The sequence below is a fragment of the Limnohabitans sp. MORI2 genome, from assembly GCF_027925025.1.
Lineage (GTDB): Bacteria > Pseudomonadota > Gammaproteobacteria > Burkholderiales > Burkholderiaceae_C > Limnohabitans.
This window is the reverse complement of the sequence record NZ_AP027058.1, coordinates 443662-462243: the sequence shown is the minus strand read 5'-3', so window position 1 is coordinate 462243 and position 18582 is coordinate 443662. Positions and strand designations below refer to the sequence as shown.

Annotated in this window: 19 protein-coding genes; 12 read left to right on the top strand and 7 right to left on the bottom strand. The window is 53.8% G+C overall.

The window, feature by feature from the left end; genetic code table 11:
- The first annotated feature begins 27 nt into the window (after positions 1–27).
- Genes QMG27_RS02350 through fliN form a run of 3 tightly spaced genes read left to right on the top strand, consistent with a single transcriptional unit; the run spans position 28 to position 2059 of the window.
- A complete protein-coding gene (locus QMG27_RS02350; RefSeq protein ID WP_281812772.1) occupies positions 28–621 on the top strand; it encodes a flagellar basal body-associated FliL family protein in 594 nt (197 codons plus the stop codon).
- Positions 622–632: 11 nt separating this feature from the next.
- Positions 633–1625, top strand: coding sequence for a flagellar motor switch protein FliM (gene fliM, locus QMG27_RS02345; protein ID WP_281812770.1), 993 nt, complete (start codon positions 633–635; stop codon positions 1623–1625).
- A gap of 14 nt (positions 1626–1639) precedes the next feature.
- Positions 1640–2059, top strand: coding sequence for a flagellar motor switch protein FliN (gene fliN, locus QMG27_RS02340; protein ID WP_281812768.1), 420 nt, complete (start codon positions 1640–1642; stop codon positions 2057–2059).
- Here the strand turns inward: fliN and QMG27_RS02335 are convergent.
- A complete protein-coding gene (locus QMG27_RS02335) occupies positions 2056–2391 on the bottom strand; it encodes a polymer-forming cytoskeletal protein (RefSeq protein WP_281812766.1) in 336 nt (111 codons plus the stop codon). The genes fliN and QMG27_RS02335 overlap by 4 nt on opposite strands.
- A gap of 177 nt (positions 2392–2568) precedes the next feature.
- Between QMG27_RS02335 and QMG27_RS02330 the strand changes: the two genes are divergently transcribed.
- The gene (locus QMG27_RS02330) at positions 2569–3006 is read left to right on the top strand and encodes a hypothetical protein (protein ID WP_281812764.1); all 438 of its coding nucleotides are present in this window, start codon (positions 2569–2571) and stop codon (positions 3004–3006) included.
- Positions 3007–3119: 113 nt separating this feature from the next.
- On the opposite strand, the gene QMG27_RS02325 is transcribed toward QMG27_RS02330, so the two are convergent.
- A complete protein-coding gene (locus tag QMG27_RS02325) occupies positions 3120–4316 on the bottom strand; it encodes a carbonic anhydrase family protein (protein WP_281812763.1) in 1197 nt (398 codons plus the stop codon).
- 258 nt (positions 4317–4574) lie between these two features.
- On the opposite strand from QMG27_RS02325, the gene miaB reads away from it, so the two are divergent.
- Positions 4575–5918 carry a tRNA (N6-isopentenyl adenosine(37)-C2)-methylthiotransferase MiaB gene (gene miaB / locus QMG27_RS02320; RefSeq protein WP_281812761.1) on the top strand — a complete coding sequence of 448 codons (1344 nt, stop codon included), beginning with the start codon at positions 4575–4577 and terminating at the stop codon, positions 5916–5918.
- 116 nt (positions 5919–6034) lie between these two features.
- On the opposite strand, the gene ffh is transcribed toward miaB, so the two are convergent.
- Positions 6035–7420: a signal recognition particle protein gene (gene ffh / locus QMG27_RS02315; RefSeq protein ID WP_281812759.1), complete on the bottom strand. Its 1386-nt coding sequence runs from the start codon at positions 7418–7420 to the stop codon at positions 6035–6037.
- A 58-nt stretch (positions 7421–7478) separates the two neighbouring features.
- On the opposite strand from ffh, the gene ccsA reads away from it, so the two are divergent.
- The 7 genes from ccsA (at position 7479) to QMG27_RS02280 (ending at position 14684) form a co-directional block, all read left to right on the top strand.
- On the top strand, positions 7479–8291 hold the full coding sequence (gene ccsA / locus QMG27_RS02310) for a cytochrome c biogenesis protein CcsA (protein WP_281812757.1): 813 nt from the start codon (positions 7479–7481) through the stop codon (positions 8289–8291).
- Complete coding sequence (locus QMG27_RS02305; RefSeq protein ID WP_281812755.1) at positions 8288–8500, top strand: PP0621 family protein; 213 nt, start codon at positions 8288–8290, stop codon at positions 8498–8500. Before ccsA ends, QMG27_RS02305 begins: the two co-directional genes overlap by 4 nt.
- 4 nt (positions 8501–8504) lie before the next feature.
- Complete coding sequence (gene ampD / locus QMG27_RS02300) at positions 8505–9074, top strand: 1,6-anhydro-N-acetylmuramyl-L-alanine amidase AmpD (RefSeq protein ID WP_281812753.1); 570 nt, start codon at positions 8505–8507, stop codon at positions 9072–9074.
- Between the two features lie 391 nt (positions 9075–9465).
- Positions 9466–12345 carry a ribonucleoside-diphosphate reductase subunit alpha gene (locus QMG27_RS02295; RefSeq protein ID WP_281814481.1) on the top strand — a complete coding sequence of 960 codons (2880 nt, stop codon included), beginning with the start codon at positions 9466–9468 and terminating at the stop codon, positions 12343–12345.
- A gap of 84 nt (positions 12346–12429) precedes the next feature.
- A complete protein-coding gene (locus QMG27_RS02290; protein ID WP_281812751.1) occupies positions 12430–13632 on the top strand; it encodes a ribonucleotide-diphosphate reductase subunit beta in 1203 nt (400 codons plus the stop codon).
- A 192-nt stretch (positions 13633–13824) separates the two neighbouring features.
- The gene (locus QMG27_RS02285) at positions 13825–14295 is read left to right on the top strand and encodes a histone H1-like DNA-binding protein (RefSeq protein WP_281812749.1); all 471 of its coding nucleotides are present in this window, start codon (positions 13825–13827) and stop codon (positions 14293–14295) included.
- 80 nt (positions 14296–14375) lie between these two features.
- On the top strand, positions 14376–14684 hold the full coding sequence (locus QMG27_RS02280; protein WP_281812747.1) for a DUF167 domain-containing protein: 309 nt from the start codon (positions 14376–14378) through the stop codon (positions 14682–14684).
- Positions 14685–14694: 10 nt separating this feature from the next.
- Here the strand turns inward: QMG27_RS02280 and QMG27_RS02275 are convergent, their stop codons facing one another.
- Genes QMG27_RS02275 through accC form a run of 4 tightly spaced genes read right to left on the bottom strand, consistent with a single transcriptional unit; the run spans position 14695 to position 18579 of the window.
- On the bottom strand, positions 14695–15594 hold the full coding sequence (locus tag QMG27_RS02275) for a carbohydrate kinase family protein (protein WP_281812745.1): 900 nt from the start codon (positions 15592–15594) through the stop codon (positions 14695–14697).
- Positions 15595–15623: 29 nt separating this feature from the next.
- On the bottom strand, positions 15624–16349 hold the full coding sequence (locus QMG27_RS02270; protein ID WP_281812743.1) for a zinc-ribbon and DUF3426 domain-containing protein: 726 nt from the start codon (positions 16347–16349) through the stop codon (positions 15624–15626).
- Complete coding sequence (gene prmA, locus QMG27_RS02265) at positions 16349–17230, bottom strand: 50S ribosomal protein L11 methyltransferase (protein WP_281812741.1); 882 nt, start codon at positions 17228–17230, stop codon at positions 16349–16351. The genes QMG27_RS02270 and prmA overlap by 1 nt, the downstream gene beginning before the upstream one ends.
- Complete coding sequence (gene accC / locus QMG27_RS02260) at positions 17230–18579, bottom strand: acetyl-CoA carboxylase biotin carboxylase subunit (protein WP_281812739.1); 1350 nt, start codon at positions 18577–18579, stop codon at positions 17230–17232. Before accC ends, prmA begins: the two co-directional genes overlap by 1 nt.
- Between the last annotated feature and the right edge of the window lie 3 nt (positions 18580–18582).

Below are 18582 nucleotides of genomic sequence, written 5' to 3'. Positions count from 1 at the left end.
TGACAATCTGAACATTAGGAGAACGATATGGCAGAAGCAGAAGCAGCACCGGCAGAAGAAGTTGTCGAAGGCGAACCCAAGAAAAAGAAACCGATTCTTTTAATCTTGGTCATCGTGTTGTCCGTGATCGTCTTGATCATGTCCGTGATGTTCGGTACGTTGTATTTCTCAGGCTTCTTTGAACACAAGAGCGAAGCCGCCGCCCACGAAAAAGTGGACGAGTTAGAGAAAGAGGCCGAGAACGCGCACAACGCCACCCCCGAAGGCCCATCGAAAGTCAAGAAAGAAGCCGAGGCCACGCGTTTTGAAAACACGTACTTGGAAATTGACAAAGAGTTCATGACCAACATCACGAACTCGAAAAAAATCATGGTGGTCAAAGTGGCCGTGATGACTCACTACGACTCACGCGTTTTCGACAACGTGAAAAAGCATGAATTTGCCATTCGTTCGGCTGTTTTGGACGTCATGCGCCAAAGCACTGAAGCAGATGTGGCCAAGTCTGACTTCCGCGTCGAATTGGCAGCCAAGATCAAGGTCGTGATGAACGACATGCTGATGAAGTACGAAGACTTCGGTGGCATTGAAGACGTGTTCTTCACCTCTTTTGTGATGCAGTAAGCACTTAAACCATGAAATCAAACCTGCTCTCGGACGAAGAACTGGCCGCGCTGTCGGAAGGCGTGCGCGACGGTTCGATCGAGACCGACACTGGCTTCAACAACAGCGTGCGGGTGCGCAAGCACGACCTCGCCAGCGAAGACAGCAGCTTGGGTGTGAACGTTTCGTCGATCGACATGATCAACGAGCGTTTCATCCGACTGTTCCGTCTTGGCCTGCTCGAAGTGCTGCGTACCAGTCCACGCGTGAACCCCACACGCGTGCAAATTTTGAAGTTTGGTGATTACCTCAAAGGCTTACGCCCTCCGTTGTCCGTGAACATGGTTCGCATGAGTCCGCTTCGCGGCAACTCTGTGATCATCATCGACCCCAACGTGGTGTTCAGCTCACTCGATAGCTTCTTCGGTGGTTTCGGCAAAGGCGTGGGCGAGCTCCCACCCGGTCGCCTGTTCACCCCAACAGAATCACGCATCATCAAAATCATTTTGGAAGTGTTCTTTCGCTCGCTCACAGAAGCGTGGGGACCCTTGATGCCCATCGAATGCGAACATGTGAGCTCTGAGATCAACCCTCAGTTCGCACAAATTGCAGATGAAAACGATTTGGTGGTTTTAAGCCGCTTTGAAGCTGACGCTACTGCCAGCGGTGGCAAGGGCTTTATAGACTTGGTCTACCCCTATGCCACATTGAAGCCTGTGCGCGAACTGCTCAGCAGCCGTGTACAGAGTGGCGAAGGCAACGAAGAATCCGACCGCAAGTGGCGCAAAGACTTGGCTGCTGCTGTTGGCGATGCCAAGCTCGAATTGCAAGTCACGATGGGTGAGATCAAAACCACCTTGCATCACTTGAACCATTTACAAGAAGGCGATTTGTTGTTCTTCAAGAAAGACGATACCGCCCTGATGACAGCCAATGGTGTCCCCGCCTTCCATGTGAATGTAGGTACACGAGGCTCACAAGTGGCAGTGCAAATTGACCACGAACACGTTCACGGCAAACCCTGAAACAGGAAACCATCATGACAGACGAAAAAGAAAACCCAACCCCCGAGCACGACGACACTGAAGTCGAAGCCACAGCCGTCGAAGCGACTGAGCAAGAAAGCCACGAAGAAGTAGCCGCGCATCCCGCTGAGGAAGTCGAGCCAAGTTTGGAAGACTTCAAGCCCACCATGCCAGGCAACATTAACCCAGAAGTGTTGCAAAACATTGTGGTGAACTTGTCCATCGAAGTGGGCCGTGCACAAATCAAGATCAAAGACTTGATGCGTTTGACCCAAGGCAGTGTGGTCGAACTCGATCGCATTGCAGGTGAGCCGCTGGACTTGTTGGTCAACAACTCGGTGGTGGCGCAAGGCGAAATCGTTTTGGTCAACGACCGCTATGGTGTACGCCTGACGCGTGTGGTGCCCTCTTCAGAGCGCCTCAAGATGATTTAACGCTGGATCATGTCACCTTTGACTTGACCACCACGTTCAATCTCAATTTCTCCGTATGTCACAGTGCCGTTCACACGGCCTGTGGCTCGAACAATCAACAATTCACGGCTGGTGACTGACTCATTCAGCTCACCTTTGACATCCACAAACTGGGCCGTGGTTTTTCCTGTGACTACGCCAGAAGCGCCAATCAACACGTCGCGCGCATCTAACTCCCCCTCAAACTTGCCTGAAATGACAGCTTGATTGGGCGCTTTGATCGTCCCACTGAAGACGACACCTTCTCCGATGTAGATGCTGTTTTCTTTGGTCATATTGTTTTGATCGTTCATAGTGACTTTCTGGGCTGCATTCAGTTCTGACCTCAAGCTGCAAAAGCTTCAAACAGTTTGAATTCGAGGTTGAGTAATTGACAAATCTGTCGATATTGTCAAGAGAACTTAGTTCATGGTCTATACGCCACAGGGTGTACAGACCGTCCTGTTGACGCAACTCAGAAGAGATACGCCATGCACGCAGACCTGATTGATCCACAAGCCATGCTTCGCCTTCGGGTGCTTTGCAAACTCAGCCATGCGCGCGTCGCACAGCTGTGTGGACTGAGCGAGTCACAGGTTCGCGAGCTAGAAGATGGTGGCTACAGCCAATTTAGTCATCGCGACGCCAAGGTCCAAGCTGCCTTGAAAGTCGCCATCACGCTGAGTGGCTCTCAGCCCAACGGCATGCCAGTGATCAATGTCTTTCGATCACACGCCACAACAGATCACATGGGAAGCGTTTTGCCGGCTTTTCGCATTGAAACGCCCGCAGCGCCTAAGCAAAAATTTCCTGACTCACCTGAGTTCTTCAAATTGCTTTTGATTTTTGTGGTGATGGTGTTCTTGCTGGTTGCTGTCGCCATGCCTTTGCTCTACACCTTGCCATCCCCTCCCCCAAAGTTGGTGTAACGCATCACCTCAAGGCTCCTGATATCAGGGCTTTTTGTGGATGACATAAAAAAAAACGCCTGCTCTATTCAGAGCAGGCGTTTTGACTTGGAAGATGACGTTATATCAGTGCATCAATTTGCGTTGATCTTGCGACCATTCAATGGCTGCACTGGACGCGCATTACGCTTGAAGGGGAACTCAATCACTTGCTTCTTACCAATGTCCACCGGTGTCTTCAAGATGTAGAAGTTCACACCTTCGGTACAAGGTGGCGTGGTCAATGAGCCTTCGTAGCTGTAGTGAGTCAATGCTGCAGGCACCAAGCTACTGGGGTCAAACTTGACCTTATCCACCACAACTTCAGGGCCTTCAGCTTTCGGGGCGTTGTCCCACAATGTCTGAATGGCGGCGTTGTCTTTGCCATCGTTGAGCAACACGCCCAACACGGCCAACTTGCCATCGGCGTTCTTGTGCACAAAGTGCGCCACCATGGCCATGGGTTTGCCGTCGATTTGCTCTTCGCTGGGACGGTGGAAGTGGAATTGCAACAAGTTATACACGTCCTTGTTGATCTTCAATGTGCTACCTGGCTCCACGTTCACTTGGATGGTGTGGCCGTTGTTCAAGATTTTGAGCGGACCTTCTTTGTAGTTCACCACCAACACGTCTTTGGATTTCTCGAAAGGACCGGTGATGTTCAAAGGTGATTGTTTTTGACCTTTGCCGCAGGTAGGGAACTCGTCACCCCAGTTTTCTGGGCCCATGTCACCCGCGTAATCCCAATGAACAGCATGGCCTTTTTTGTGGGCTTTGTCTTCTTTCTCAACCACGCAATCAGCCAAAACTTTCACTTTTTGACCGGCAGCGGCCAATGCGTTTTGCGCTGCACAAATCGACTTCACGCGTGATGACCACTCAGCCATTTCCAATGCTTTTTGGAATGCGCTCACAGTCTCTGGATCTTCAGCACCTTTGGTCAACAAACGCAAGGCGCCTAAGCCCAATTGGCGTTCGCTGGTGGTTGGGCCTTTTTGCGCCTTGATGAAGGCTTCATAGTCTTGCAAGACCACGCCGTTGGCAAACGACTCTTTGACCGCCGCGAACTGTTTGGCGGCTGGCTCGTATTCCTCGAGATGCTCTTTGGCTTCTTCCAATTCCTTGGTCAGCTTTTCGAGTTCTTCTTGCGCCTCAGTGGCGCCTTCACTGGCTTCTGTGAGCTCGCTCATGATGTGGTTCTTACCAGAGTAGCTCCAGTAACCAAACGCCAAGGCGCCTGCGAGCAGCAGACCCATGACGATTTCAATGATCAGTCTTAAATGTTTTTTCATGGCCATTCACTTGAGTGGGTGCATTGGATAAAGCCAAACAGGCACGCACAGCGCACGCGCCTATTCGGGCAAGTCAGTGGGTATCGGCTCGATTTGACACAAGCTTTAATCACCACAGATGTCGGCAAATTATTGCCGCAAATGATAAAAGCAAGAAACGTACGCAAAAGAAGCCGACACTACAATGACGGACTTCTTCAACAGCCTCTGGATGAACACCATGAAACGCTGCACTTGCCCCCACTGGGAGGCTCAATCATGAGCCGCAAAGTCTTTATTAAAACCTTCGGCTGCCAAATGAACGAGTACGACTCGGACAAGATGGCCGATGTGCTGGGCGAGGCCCAGGGTTACGAAAAAACCAACGACGTCGAAGAAGCCGATTTGATCGTCTTCAACACCTGCTCGGTGCGCGAGAAAGCGCAAGAAAAGGTGTTTTCTGACCTCGGCCGTATCCAACACTTGAAAGCCAAGGGCGTCAAGATTGCCGTGGGCGGCTGTGTGGCCAGCCAAGAGGGTGACACCATCATTGCCCGCGCGCCTTATGTCGATGTGGTGTTTGGGCCCCAAACCCTGCATCGCTTGCCCGATTTGCTGAACCAACGCGAAAGCTTGGCCAAGCCACAGGTGGACATCAGCTTTCCTGAAATCGAAAAGTTTGATCACTTGCCGCCTGCTCGCGTGGAAGGTGGCAGCGCCTTTGTGAGCATCATGGAAGGCTGCAGCAAATATTGCAGCTACTGCGTGGTGCCCTACACCCGCGGCGAAGAAGTGAGCCGTCCGTTTGACGACGTGTTGGTCGAAGTCGCGGGCTTGGCCGCGCAAGGCGTGAAAGAAGTCACACTCTTGGGCCAAAACGTCAACGCCTACCGTGGGGCCATGGGCGGCACGGCTGAGATTGCCGACTTTGCCTTGCTCATCGAATACGTGGCCGAGATTCCCGGCATCGAGCGCATTCGCTACACCACCAGCCACCCCAACGAGTTCACGCAGCGCTTGATTGATGTGTACGCCAAAGTGCCGCAACTGGTCAGCCACTTGCACCTGCCCGTGCAGCACGGCAGCGACCGCATTTTGATGGCCATGAAACGCGGCTACACCGCCATGGAATACAAAAGCACAGTGAAGAAGTTGCGCGCCATCCGCCCCGACATGGCGATGAGCTCAGACTTCATCGTGGGATTTCCCGGCGAGACCGAAGAGGACCACCAAAAACTCATCAAGCTCATGCACGATGTGTACTTTGACAACTCGTTCAGCTTCATCTTCAGCCCCCGCCCCGGCACGCCTGCGGCCAACTTGCACGACGACACACCGCACGAGGTGAAGCTGCGCCGTTTGCAAGAGGTGCAAAAAATCATTGAAGACAATATGCGCGACATCAATGTGCAGCGCGTGGGTACGGTACAACGCGTGTTGGTGGACGGCTACTCTAAGAAAGACGCCACCGAACTGCGCGCCCGCACCGAGTGCAACCGCATCGTCAACTTCAAAGCAGGCCCTAACCCTGAGCGCCTGATGAACCAACTGATTGACGTGAAGATCACAGAAGCCAACCCGCACTCCTTGCGCGGCGAGGTGTTTGTGAAAGAGTCAGCTTAACGCCACATTCAGCGGCCACATGCGACCAAGGTTGCCATCCACCAGTGGGCATGCGCCATGAAAAAAAATCCCTGAAGCTGCAAAGCATCAGGGATTTTTTTTGACGTGCAAGAAGCTCAGCGCATGCCTGGAAAACCACCGCCGCCAAAACCGCCCATGCCTTTCATGGCGCCGAGCTTTTTCATCATCTTCATCATGCCGCCGCCACTCATCTTCTTCATCATGGTTTGCATTTGCTCAAATTCTTTGAGCAGACGGTTCACGTCTTGCACCTGCACACCCGCACCAGCGGCAATGCGGCGCTTGCGCGTGGCTTTGATGAGCTCGGGCTTGGCGCGCTCTTTGGGTGTCATACTGTGGATGATGCCTTGCTTGCGGCCAATGTCTTTCTCGGCCTTGTCCATATCGACTTGGCCGGCTTTGGCCGCCATCTGTGTGGGTAATTTATCCATGATGGTGGACAAGCCGCCCATCGAGCGCATTTGTTGAATTTGCGCCAAAAAGTCGTTGAGGTCAAAGCTGTCGCCGCGCTTGACCTTCTCGGCCAGCTTTTGCGCAGCCGCCATGTCCACGCCGGCGGTGACTTGCTCGACCAAGGCCACGATGTCGCCCATACCGAGCACGCGGCCTGCATGGCGGTTGGCATCGAACAACTCCAAGCCATCCAGCTTCTCACTGGTACCGGCAAATTTAATGGGCGCACCCGTGATTTGCTTGACCGACAAGGCCGCACCACCACGTGAGTCGCCATCGAGCTTGGTCAGCACAATGCCCGTCAAAGGCAGCGCATCGCTAAAAGCCTTGGCTGTGTTCACCGCGTCTTGACCTTGCATGGCATCGACCACAAACAAGGTTTCAACAGGGTTCAACACACTGTGCAGTTGTTTGATTTCGGCCATCAAGGCTTCGTCAATCGCCAAACGACCGGCGGTGTCGACCAGCAAGACATCAAAGTAATGTTTGCGTGCGTAGTCCAGCGCAGCGCGGGCAATGTCGGCGGGTTTTTGGTCGGGCGAACTGGGGAACCACTCGGCACCCGCTTGCGCGGTGACAGTTTTGAGCTGCTCAATCGCAGCAGGGCGATACACGTCGCCGGACACCGTCAGCACTTTTTTCTTGCGCTGGTTAATCAACCAACGCGCCAGCTTGGCGGTGGTGGTGGTTTTACCAGCACCTTGCAAACCCGCCATCAACACCACGGCAGGCGGCTGGGCGGCGAGGTTCAAGTCGCTCACCCCCTCGCCAATGGTGGCGGCCAACTCTTGGTTGACGATGGCCACCAAGGCTTGACCGGGCTGCAAGGAGCCAATCACTTCTTGGCCAAGGGCTTTATCTTTGACGCGTGCAATGAAGTCGCGCACCACGGGCAAAGCCACGTCGGCTTCGAGCAAGGCCATGCGCACCTCGCGCAACATATCGGCCACGTTGCTTTCGGTGATGCGGGCCTGTCCGCTGATGTGTTTGACGAGGCGCGAGAGTTTGTCGGTAAGGGCTGAGGCCATAGGTACCCCTTGATAGGGCTTGGTTTTTCGTGTGTAGCGAAACGCTAAACTGTTGGACATGATTTTAGCCAGCGACATCCCGCTCAACCTTTGGCTCGCACTGCCCACAGCGGCGGCGTACACATTGACAGCGCTGATGGGGCCACGTGTGGCACCCGAGATGGGTCACCGACTGCTCAGTGTGCCTTGGGCATTGCACGGTTTGGGTTTGATATTTGCGCTCTTCGCCCCGCAAGACGGTGGCTTGCGATTCGGTTTTGCGCCAGCGCTCTCAGTCACAGCTTGGCTGATGCTGACGTTTTATGTGCTGGAGCACCACTGGTTCCCGCAGTTGCGCACACGCTGGACCTTGGCCATGGTGGGGGCCGCTGTTGTGCTGCTGGCGGCGGCGTTTCCGGGCACAGTGCTGCACACCCAGACATCGCCCATGCTGCCGCTGCACTTGGCCTTGGGCGTGGCGTCTTATGGCTTGTTTGCCGCGGCCGTGGTGCACGCATGGCTGATGAGCCGTGCAGAAAAAAACATGCGCATGGGTGCTGACACGCATGTAGGCTTGCCCTTGCTCACGCTCGAGCGCTTGACCTTTCGCTTTGTCACCGCAGGCTTTGCGCTACTGACCGCCACGTTATTGGCGGGCTGGGTATTTGGTGATTTGCTTTACGGCGCACAAGCCGCATGGCGCTGGGATCACAAAACTGTGTTCTCGTTGCTCTCGTGGCTCACGTTTGCGCTGTTGCTCATCGGACGGTGGCGCTTTGGTTGGCGAGGCCGTAAAGCTGTGCGTGTGCTCTACATTGGCACAGGCTTGCTGCTCTTGGGCTACGCAGGCTCTCGCTTTGTGTTGGAAGTCATTTTGGGACGTGTGGCATGAAGTACTTGGTGCTGCTGCTCATCGTTGTCGGCGGCATTTGGTGGATTCGCCAACAACGTCGCCCACACACCCACACCAATAAGCCCTCAGGCCCACAGGTGATGGTGCCCTGCGCACATTGCGGCACACACACACCTGAAAGCGATGCAGTTCGTGGCACCCAAGGCACCTACTGCAGCGCTGCACACCGCGATGCACACGAAGGCTGACCCGATGACTTCTCTGTGGCGCGATGGCTGGTACCGCTTTGCCAAACACACGCCCTCGCCTAACTTTGGGCCACGTCCAATTGGTGTCGCCATCGACTTGGTGGTGTTGCACTCCATCAGCCTGCCTCCAGGCGAATACGGCGGCCCCGAAATTGAAGCGTTGTTCACCAACACACTCGATTGGGATGCACACCCTTATTTCCAACAAATTCGTGGCGCGGAGGTCTCCGCCCACTTTTTGATTCGTCGAGATGGCGCGCTGATTCAATTTGTCAGCTGCGATGACCGAGCATGGCACGCAGGACGCTCGAGCTACCAAGGGCGCGACAACTGCAACGATTTTTCGATTGGCATTGAACTCGAAGGTTTAGAGGGACACACCTTTGAAGCGCCACAGTACGAAACTTTAAGCTCCTTGTGTGCTGCCATCTCACAACACTACCAACTGCATCGCATTGCTGGCCACGAACATGTGGCGCCCGATCGCAAACAAGATCCGGGCGCAGGATTCGACTGGATACTTTTGCAGCAATCTTTAGGCTGGGGCGACGCACAGTTCCCGCAGAAAAATTAATTTTTCATCATTTGCGAAAAAAAATTTGTTTTGCACAGAGTTTGTGCATCTCAATTTCATACTCAGACGCCATGCGCATCAGCGCCTCAAAGAACTTGGAATGTGGCGTCAGCACTCAATTTTCAACTCAAACTCCCGCAGTCACGGCCCTCAAAGCACTGTCAAAAATCGCACCAGTCAAACACTTCATTTAGTGAAATTTAAAATGTAAGCATTTCCTACCAAAACACTACCTGTAGCGTGTTGGCACACAACCGAACACCAGATATAGTGTCGACCTGAATTTCAAAAAAGCGGTCCAAGCACCGCTTTTTGTTCGCACTATCGACCTGCTCAATCGAAAGAAAAAAACATGCAAACAGCTGAGACCTCTGTGCACGCCACCTCTCCTATGGCAAACCCAACACTTGCGCACGATCGCGCCGCGCAAGAAAACCCCACCATGCTGACCCACTACCAAATCATTCGCCGTAACGGCGCTGTGGTTCCCTTTGAACCCGCCAAAATCGCAGTGGCCATGATGAAAGCCTTCTTGGCTGTGCACGGCACACAAGGTGCAGCATCGGCCAGCGTGCGCGAAATGGTCGAAGCACTCACGCAAGGCGTGGTACGCGCTTTGATGCGTTCACGTCCAGGCGGCGGCACCTTCCACATTGAAGATGTGCAAGACCAAGTGGAATTGGGTTTGATGCGTGGTGGCCACCACGAAATCGCCCGCGCTTATGTGCTGTACCGCGAACGTCGCAACCAAGAGCGCGCCCACATCAAAGAAGAACAAACGCCTGCCGCACCCGCTTTGCACGTGATTGACAACGGCCAACGCGTGGCTTTGGACTTGAACCACCTGCAACGCCTGATCCAAGATTCATGCGCTGGCTTGGGCGCAGACGTCAAACCCGACCCCATCTTGGCTGAAACCATGCGTAACCTGTATGACGGCGTGCCTATGGACGAGGTGTACAAGGCCGCCATCTTGGCCACCCGCACACTCATCGAAAAAGACCCCGACTACACCTACGCCACAGCACGTTTGTTGATGCACACCATCGTCAAAGAAGTGTTGGGCAAAGAAGTGGTGCACGCCGACATGGCCCAACACTACGCCGAGTACTTCCCTCAGTTCATCAAAAAAGGCGTAGAAAACGAGTTGCTCGACCACGCCATGTTGCAGTTCGATTTGAACCGTTTGGGCGCAGCCCTCAAGGCCGACCGCGACTTGAAGTTTGATTACCTCGGCCTGCAAACCTTGTATGACCGCTACTTCTTGCACGTGCGCAAGACTCGCATCGAATTGCCACAAGCCTTCTTCATGCGCGTGGCGATGGGCTTGGCCTTGAACGAAGTGGATCGCGAAGCACGCGCCATTGAGTTCTACGAAGTGTTGTCGTCGTTCGACTTCATGTCGAGCACACCCACACTGTTCAACAGCGGCACCTTGCGTTCACAGCTCTCGAGCTGCTACTTGTCGACTGTGCCTGACCACTTGGACGGCATCTACGAGTTGATCAAAGAAAACGCTTTGCTGTCTAAATTTGCTGGCGGCTTGGGCAACGACTGGACTCGTGTGCGCGCTTTGGGCAGCCACATCAAGGGCACCAATGGCGAATCACAAGGCGTGGTGCCATTCTTGAAAGTGGTCAACGACACCGCCGTGGCGGTGAACCAAGGCGGCAAGCGCAAAGGTGCGGTGTGTACCTACCTTGAAACTTGGCACTTGGACATCGAAGAGTTCTTGGAATTGCGCAAGAACACCGGTGATGACCGCCGTCGTACCCACGACATGAACACCGCCAACTGGATTCCAGACTTGTTCATGCGTCGCGTCATGGAAAAAGGCGAATGGACGTTGTTTTCCCCCTCCGACGTGCCTGACTTGCACGATTTGTTCGGCGCCGACTTCGAAAAAGCCTACGTGGCCTACGAAGCCAAAGCCAAGCGCGGTGAAATCAAGCCTTGCAAAACCGTGCAAGCGACTGACATGTGGCGCAAGATGCTGACCATGCTCTTCGAAACTGGCCATCCATGGATCACGTTCAAGGACCCCTGCAACGTGCGCTCACCCCAGCAGCACGTGGGCGTGGTGCACTCGTCCAACCTGTGTACCGAAATCACCTTGAACACCAGCGACACCGAAACTGCGGTGTGTAACCTGGGCTCCGTCAACCTGTCTCAACACTTGAAAGACGGCCCCAACGGCAAAGAACTCGACCACGATAAGCTCAAGCGCACCATCGCCGTGGCAATGCGCATGCTCGACAACGTGATCGACATCAACTACTACGCCGTCAAGAAAGCGCGCGACTCCAACCTGCGCCACCGCCCTGTGGGCATGGGCATCATGGCTTTCCAAGACAGCTTGTACGAGATGCGCGTGCCTTACGCTTCACAAGAAGCCGTCGAGTTCGCCGATCGCTCCATGGAAGCGGTGTGCTACTACGCTTACTGGGCATCGTCTGAGTTGGCCAAAGAGCGCGGTCAGTACGCCAGCTACAAAGGCTCGCTGTGGGACAAAGGCATCTTGCCCATCGACTCACTGGACCTGTTGTCACAAGCACGTGGCGGCTACCTTGAAGTGGATCGCAGCAAGACCATGGACTGGGACGCCTTGCGCGCCAAGATCGCCAAAGACGGCATGCGTAACTCCAACTGTGTGGCCATTGCACCCACAGCCACCATCTCCAACATCATTGGTGTGGATGCCTCGATTGAGCCTTGCTTTGGCAACTTGTCGGTGAAGTCCAACTTGTCAGGTGAGTTCACCATCATCAACAGCTACTTGGTGCGCGACTTGAAACGCTTGGGCTTGTGGGATGACGTGATGGTCATGGACCTGAAGCATTTCGATGGCTCACTGCGCCCCATCGACCGCGTGCCACAAGAGATCAAAGCCTTGTATGCCACCGCGTTTGAAGTGGAGCCACAGTGGTTGGTGGAAGCTGCGTCACGTCGCCAAAAGTGGATTGACCAAGCACAGTCACTCAACATCTACATGGCAGGTGCATCGGGCAAAAAACTCGATGAGACTTACAAGCTCGCTTGGTTGCGCGGCTTGAAGACCACGTATTACCTCCGCACATCCAGCGCACAGCAAGTTGAGAAATCAACTGTGCAAGCAGGCTCACACAACGCGGTGTCTGCAGGCCCTGCAGCAGGTGGCATGAGTGCACTTGAAGCAGCTGCAGCTGCAGCACAAGCGCAGATGAATGCGATCCCTGCGACTGACATCAAGTTCTGCGGTGTGGATGATCCCACCTGCGAATCGTGTCAGTGATACAACAAAATTCGGCAACGAAGTTCACGAATGCTTTGCGTTTGTCTTCGTTGCATTCATAATTCGCACATTGGATAATTTTTTATGTTGACCTGGGACGAAGAAGTCAAGCCCTCATCGCCATCACCTTTTGCAAGCGGCACACCTAGCCGCTCGATGGAACTCCCACCTCTTTCTGCGACACCTGCCATGCAGCCTGTCGCTGCTGCTCGCCCTCTGAATGATGGTGCGGCCCCCGCACAAACCACCTCTGCAGCTGCCACCAGCGAACGTCGCGTGAATGCTGCGGACAAGCGCATCATCAACGGCCAAACCGACGTGAACCAGTTGGTGCCGTTCAAATACAAATGGGCTTGGGAAAAATACCTCGCCACTTGTGCCAATCACTGGATGCCCCAAGAGGTGAACATGACGCGCGACATCGCGTTGTGGAAAGACCCCAATGGCTTGAGCGAAGACGAGCGCCGCATCATCAAACGCAACCTCGGCTTCTTTGTGACTGCCGACTCTTTGGCGGCCAACAACATTGTGTTGGGCACATACCGCCACATCACTGCGCCTGAGTGCCGTCAGTTCTTGCTGCGCCAAGCGTTTGAAGAAGCGATTCACACCCACGCTTACCAATACATCGTTGAATCTTTGGGCTTGGATGAGTCTGAAATTTTCAACGCGTACCACGAAGTTCAATCCATCCGAGACAAAGACGAGTTCCTGATCCCGTTCATTGACGCCATCATGGACCCCAACTTCCACACAGGCACTTTGCAAAACGACCAAACGCTGTTGAAGTCGTTGATCGTGTTTGCTTGCTTGATGGAAGGCTTGTTCTTCTACGTAGGCTTCACACAAATTTTGGCCTTGGGTCGTCAAAACAAAATGACGGGTGCTGCCGAGCAGTACCAGTACATCTTGCGTGACGAGTCCATGCATTGCAACTTTGGCATTGACTTGATCAACCAAATCAAACTCGAAAACCCACAGCTGTGGACCGCCGAGTTCAAAGAAGAGATCAAAGCCTTGTTCATGCACGCTGTTGAGCTTGAGTACCGCTACGCCGAAGACACCATGCCTCGTGGCGTGCTCGGCTTGAACGCCTCAATGTTCAAAGGCTACTTGCGCTACATTGCCAATCGTCGCGCCACCCAAATTGGCTTGGAGGCCCTCTTCCCCAACGAAGAGAATCCCTTCCCTTGGATGAGCGAGATGATTGACCTCAAGAAAGAACGCAACTTCTTCGAGACCCGTGTGATTGAGTACCAATCTGGTGGTGCTCTGTCTTGGGATTGATAGCTTAAATACACACATGTCACCGAACTTGTTCACCACCCCAACAAACACCCGTTCACGAGGTGTGGTGGTGGACTTACCCTGTTCATGGCGTTGGACCCGGGTCCAGCGCCATGAATCGTTTTGCGCACACAAAAAACCGTGCAAAGCGTTTTTCACCCAATGATCTAAATTCGATCTAGGAGAACAGAAATGGCAACTGCAAAAAAACCGGCCGCCAAAAAGGCCACTGTAAAGAAAGCTGTCGCTAAAAAGCCAGCAGCAAAGAAAGTCGCGGCTAAAAAGCCAGCAGCTAAAAAAGTAGCGGCTAAGAAGCCAGCTGCTAAAAAAGTTGCAGCTAAAAAGCCAGCAGCTAAAAAAGTAGCGGCCAAGAAGCCAGCTGCTAAGAAAGTTGCGGCTAAAAAGCCAGCAGCTAAAAAAGTAGCAGCTAAGAAGCCAGCCGTTAAAAAAGCTGCCGCTAAAAAGCCTGCTGCTAAGAAAACCGCTGCTAAAAAAGTAGCGAAAAAAGCAGTCGCTAAAAAGCCTGCTGCTAAAAAACCAGCTGCTAAAAAAGCCGCTAAAAAGCCTGCTGCTAAGAAAGCTGCGAAAGCACCCGCTGCCCGTGCACAGACCACGTTGAACCCGCAAGCTGCTTGGCCTTTCCCAACAGCAAGCAAGCCTTAATCTGTAAAGATCTAGGCAACGGTTTACCGTTAACTCAAGCCCGATGTCGTAAGGCCTCGGGCTTTTTCTTGGCCCAATTCATGACACTCCCTGCCAAAACGTACCTTCGCCTCGAAAAAACAGGTGCTGTGATCGTGGACATCCATGTCATTCCCAATGCCTCTCGTACGCAAACAGATGGCGAACACGATGGCGCATTGCGTGTGCGCCTACACGCACCGCCAGTCGACGGCAAGGCCAACTTGGCTTTGGCAGCTTGGCTAGCTGATGCGTTGGGAATTGCCAAACGCGATGTAGAACTCATTCGTGGACAAACGTCCAAACGAAAACAGCTGCGGGTCAGCGCAGCTGCTGGTGACAAAGCCGACTGGTCGGCTTTAGCGCGTTAAACGCGTTGAATTACGCGATGGTCAAACCATCCACGTTGTAATTCTGTGGTCCGCGCTGCGCAATTTTGAGTGCGCCCACTTGGTTACCCAAAGCTGCACACTTGGCCAATGACCAGCCTTGTTCCAAACCAAACAACAACGCACCGCGCCAAGCGTCACCGCAACCTGTGGGGTCCACCACAGCCGAGGGTTTGACAGGTGGCACCAGCGTTTTCTCGCCATCGACCCATACTTCGCAACCTTCAGCTCCCAAGGTCACGATAAGGCCTTGGACACGGCGCGAAATGTCTGCATGACTCAGGCCCGTACGATCACTGAGCATCTTGCCTTCGTAGTCATTCACCGTCACCCAAGTCGCTTGATCGATGAAACGCATCAAATCAGCGCCATCAAACATGGGCAAGCCCTGACCTGGGTCAAACACAAATGGAATGTCCGCAGCTTTGAGTTGCTCAGCATGTTGCACCATGGCATCACGACCATCGGGAGAAATGATGGCCAATTTGATGTCAGCACGCTTCTCAACCTGGGTGATGTGCGCTTGCATCATGGCGCCCGGGTGAAAGGCCGTGATTTGGTTGTTGTCACGGTCTGTCATGATCATGGCCTGAGCGGTATAGCTACCTTCAACTTGACGCACATACTCGGTTGAAATACCCAGCGTTTTCAGTCGTTGCAAGTAGTCTGCGGCATCAGTACCCAAAGTCGCCATCGGCAAGGGCGTGCCGCCCAACACCTTCAAGCTGTAGGCGATATTGCCTGCACAACCGCCAAAGTCACGACGCAAGGCGGGAACCAAAAATGACACATTCAATATGTGCAATTGATCGGGCAAGATTTGCTCAGCAAATCGGCCTTCAAAGTCCATGATGGTGTCAAACGCGAGTGAGCCGCAAATCAGCGATGCCATACAACTACTTTCTAAAACAAAAAGAAAAATTAAGGATAAAAAACAATGGCGCGAAAACCAGTGATGCGCTTGCTCACCTTCTCGTCTAAATCAAAATTCAAAGTCGAACGCACATCACGCAGGGCCTGCACATGGTCTTTGCCAGAAAGCTCTTCTGCTGTGAACACGCGTCGCACCAGTACTTGATCTTGCAAGTCCGTCAAGCTCAGTTCCAAAGCAGGCATTGCCACTGGATGATGCTGGGTATTTTTCAAACGCAGCTGAACGGTGTAGCCACCCTGCGGGTTCTCTGTGAAGCTACTACTTTCAATCAACACCGCTTCAGGCTCACGAGGCCATGTCACTTGGCATGCGCATAAGGTGGCAAGAACGGGTCGTAAGGCTGGCTCTTCCGCTGCTAGCCAGTGACGCTGAACCACCAAGAACTGCATGCACAACAGCAACGCCAACAAGGTTGAACCAACTACCCACGGCATGGGCAGCTTTGCATTTGCATCGTCTTGGGCCTCAGTTTTCGCTGGGAATGTAGTGACCTGATCTTTCGCGACAGCAGGTGCTATGACAGAGCGGAACAAAGACGGCGCATCCGCGCTCGCCAAAGGCGGTACTGGAACCTCAGGCGGCGTTTCAAAATACAACGCCGCCTCAAACACATGCGCACAGCGACCGCACCGCACCCACCCTTTGGCCAGCTCTAGCTGTTGGGGCGACACCTTGAAAGCGGTCTCGCATTGGGGGCAGTGGGTAATTTGCATCAGCAATGGGCGGTCATCAAAATCCAGCCGTCTTCAGAGTCGCTCACTTGCAAAGTGCAATACGGCGCATAGGCGTCTTTGAGCTCTTGGGCTTGTCGCTCAAGGATACCCGCTAACACCAAGTTGCCACCTGCCGCCACATGACTGCGCAGCAGGGGTGCCAACACTTTGAGTGGCGTCGCCAAGATGTTAGCCAACACGGTTTGGTAGTGGCCCGTGGCTTTTTCAGGCAAGCCTGCATTCAAGCGCACGTTATTCGCATCGGCGTTGAGTTCCGTGGCAGTGACGGCCGCATCATCAATGTCAACCGCATCAATCGTGCTTGCGCCATGCAAGGCTGCACCAATCGCCAAAATGCCAGAGCCGCAACCGTAATCGAGCACACGTTGATTGGCCACATCATGCGTGGCAATCCAGCGCAAACACATGCGCGTGGTGGGATGTGTGCCTGTTCCGAAAGCCAAACCCGGATCTAAACGAATGACTTTCTTTGCCTGCGCGGGGGGCTCATGCCATGTCGGCACAATCCAAAACTCTGGCGTGATATCCACAGGCGCAAACTGCGACTGCGTCAAACGCACCCAGTCCTGATCAGCCACTGCTTGAATACCCAAGACTTGGCTATCAGTAAAGAAATCTTGCAAAGCCAGTAAACGCGATGCATCTTGAGCCTGCGCCTGTTGAGCAAACAAGGCCACGATGCGCGAACGCTTCCACCCCTCTTTGGGTGGTGGCATGCCGGGCTCGCCAAACAGCGCCTGCTCGGCATCGGTTTGGGCATCAGCGTCTTCGACGGACACACTCAAAGCGTCGAGTGCATCCAGTGCCTCGCAGACAGCTTCGACGCTGTCTTCGGGGCACATCAATCGCAACTCAAACATCAGCGCTTGTGAGCGGCGAGCCACTCTTCCAAGTAATGGATGTTGGTGCCACCGGCCATGAACTTGGCATCCACCATCAACTCGCGATGCAGCGGGATGTTGGTGTTGATACCTTCGACCAAAGTCTCAGCCAAGGCCGTGCGCATGCGTGCCAAGGCTTCGTCACGGGTGTCGCCATGCACAATGATCTTGCCGATCATCGAGTCGTAATTTGGCGGCACATAGTAGTTGGTGTAGATGTGTGAATCCACACGCACGCCAGGGCCACCAGGAGCGTGCCACATGGTGATGCGACCAGGCGATGGGATGAACTTGAAGGGGTCTTCTGCGTTGATACGGCACTCAATCGAGTGGCCGCGCACTTGAATGTCACGCTGTGCAAAAGGCAACTTCAAACCAGCCGCCACCATGATTTGTGTTTTCACGATGTCCACGCCAGTGATGTATTCCGTCACAGGGTGCTCCACCTGCACGCGGGTGTTCATCTCAATGAAATAGAACTCACCGTTCTCATACAAGAATTCGAACGTCCCCGCACCGCGGTAACCAATCTTTTTACATGCGTTGGCACAGCGCTCGCCAATCTTATCGATCAGTTTGCGAGGAATACCTGGCGCTGGCGCTTCCTCAATCACTTTTTGGTGACGACGTTGCATGGAGCAATCGCGCTCGCCCAAGTACACCGCATTCTTGTGCTTGTCAGCCAAGACTTGGATTTCGATGTGACGCGGGTTTTGAAGGAACTTTTCCATGTACACCGCGGGATTGCCAAACGCTGTACCAGCTTCTGCTTTGGTCATTTGCACGGCGTTGATCAGCGCAGCTTCGGTGTGCACCACACGCATGCCGCGACCACCACCACCGCCAGCGGCCTTGATGATCACTGGATAACCCACACTCTTCGCCACACGTTTGATCACTGCGGGATCGTCAGGCAACTCACCTTCGGAGCCGGGCACGCAAGGCACACCTGCTTTGATCATGGCTTGCTTGGCCGATACCTTGTCGCCCATGATGCGAATGGATTCAGCGGTCGGTCCAATGAATTGGAAACCACTCTTTTCAACGCGTTCCGCAAAATCTGCGTTCTCGCTCAAGAAACCGTAGCCGGGGTGAATGGCTTCAGCGTCTGTCACTTCAGCAGCCGCAATGATGGCGGGCATGTTGAGGTAGCTTGCGGCAGAAGGGGCTGGGCCAATACACACCGCTTCGTCAGCCAATTTGACGTACTTGGCATCTCGGTCGGCTTCGGAATACACCATCACCGCTTTGACACCCAACTCGCGACAAGCGCGTTGAATGCGCAGCGCGATTTCGCCACGGTTGGCGATCAGGATTTTTTTAAACATGGA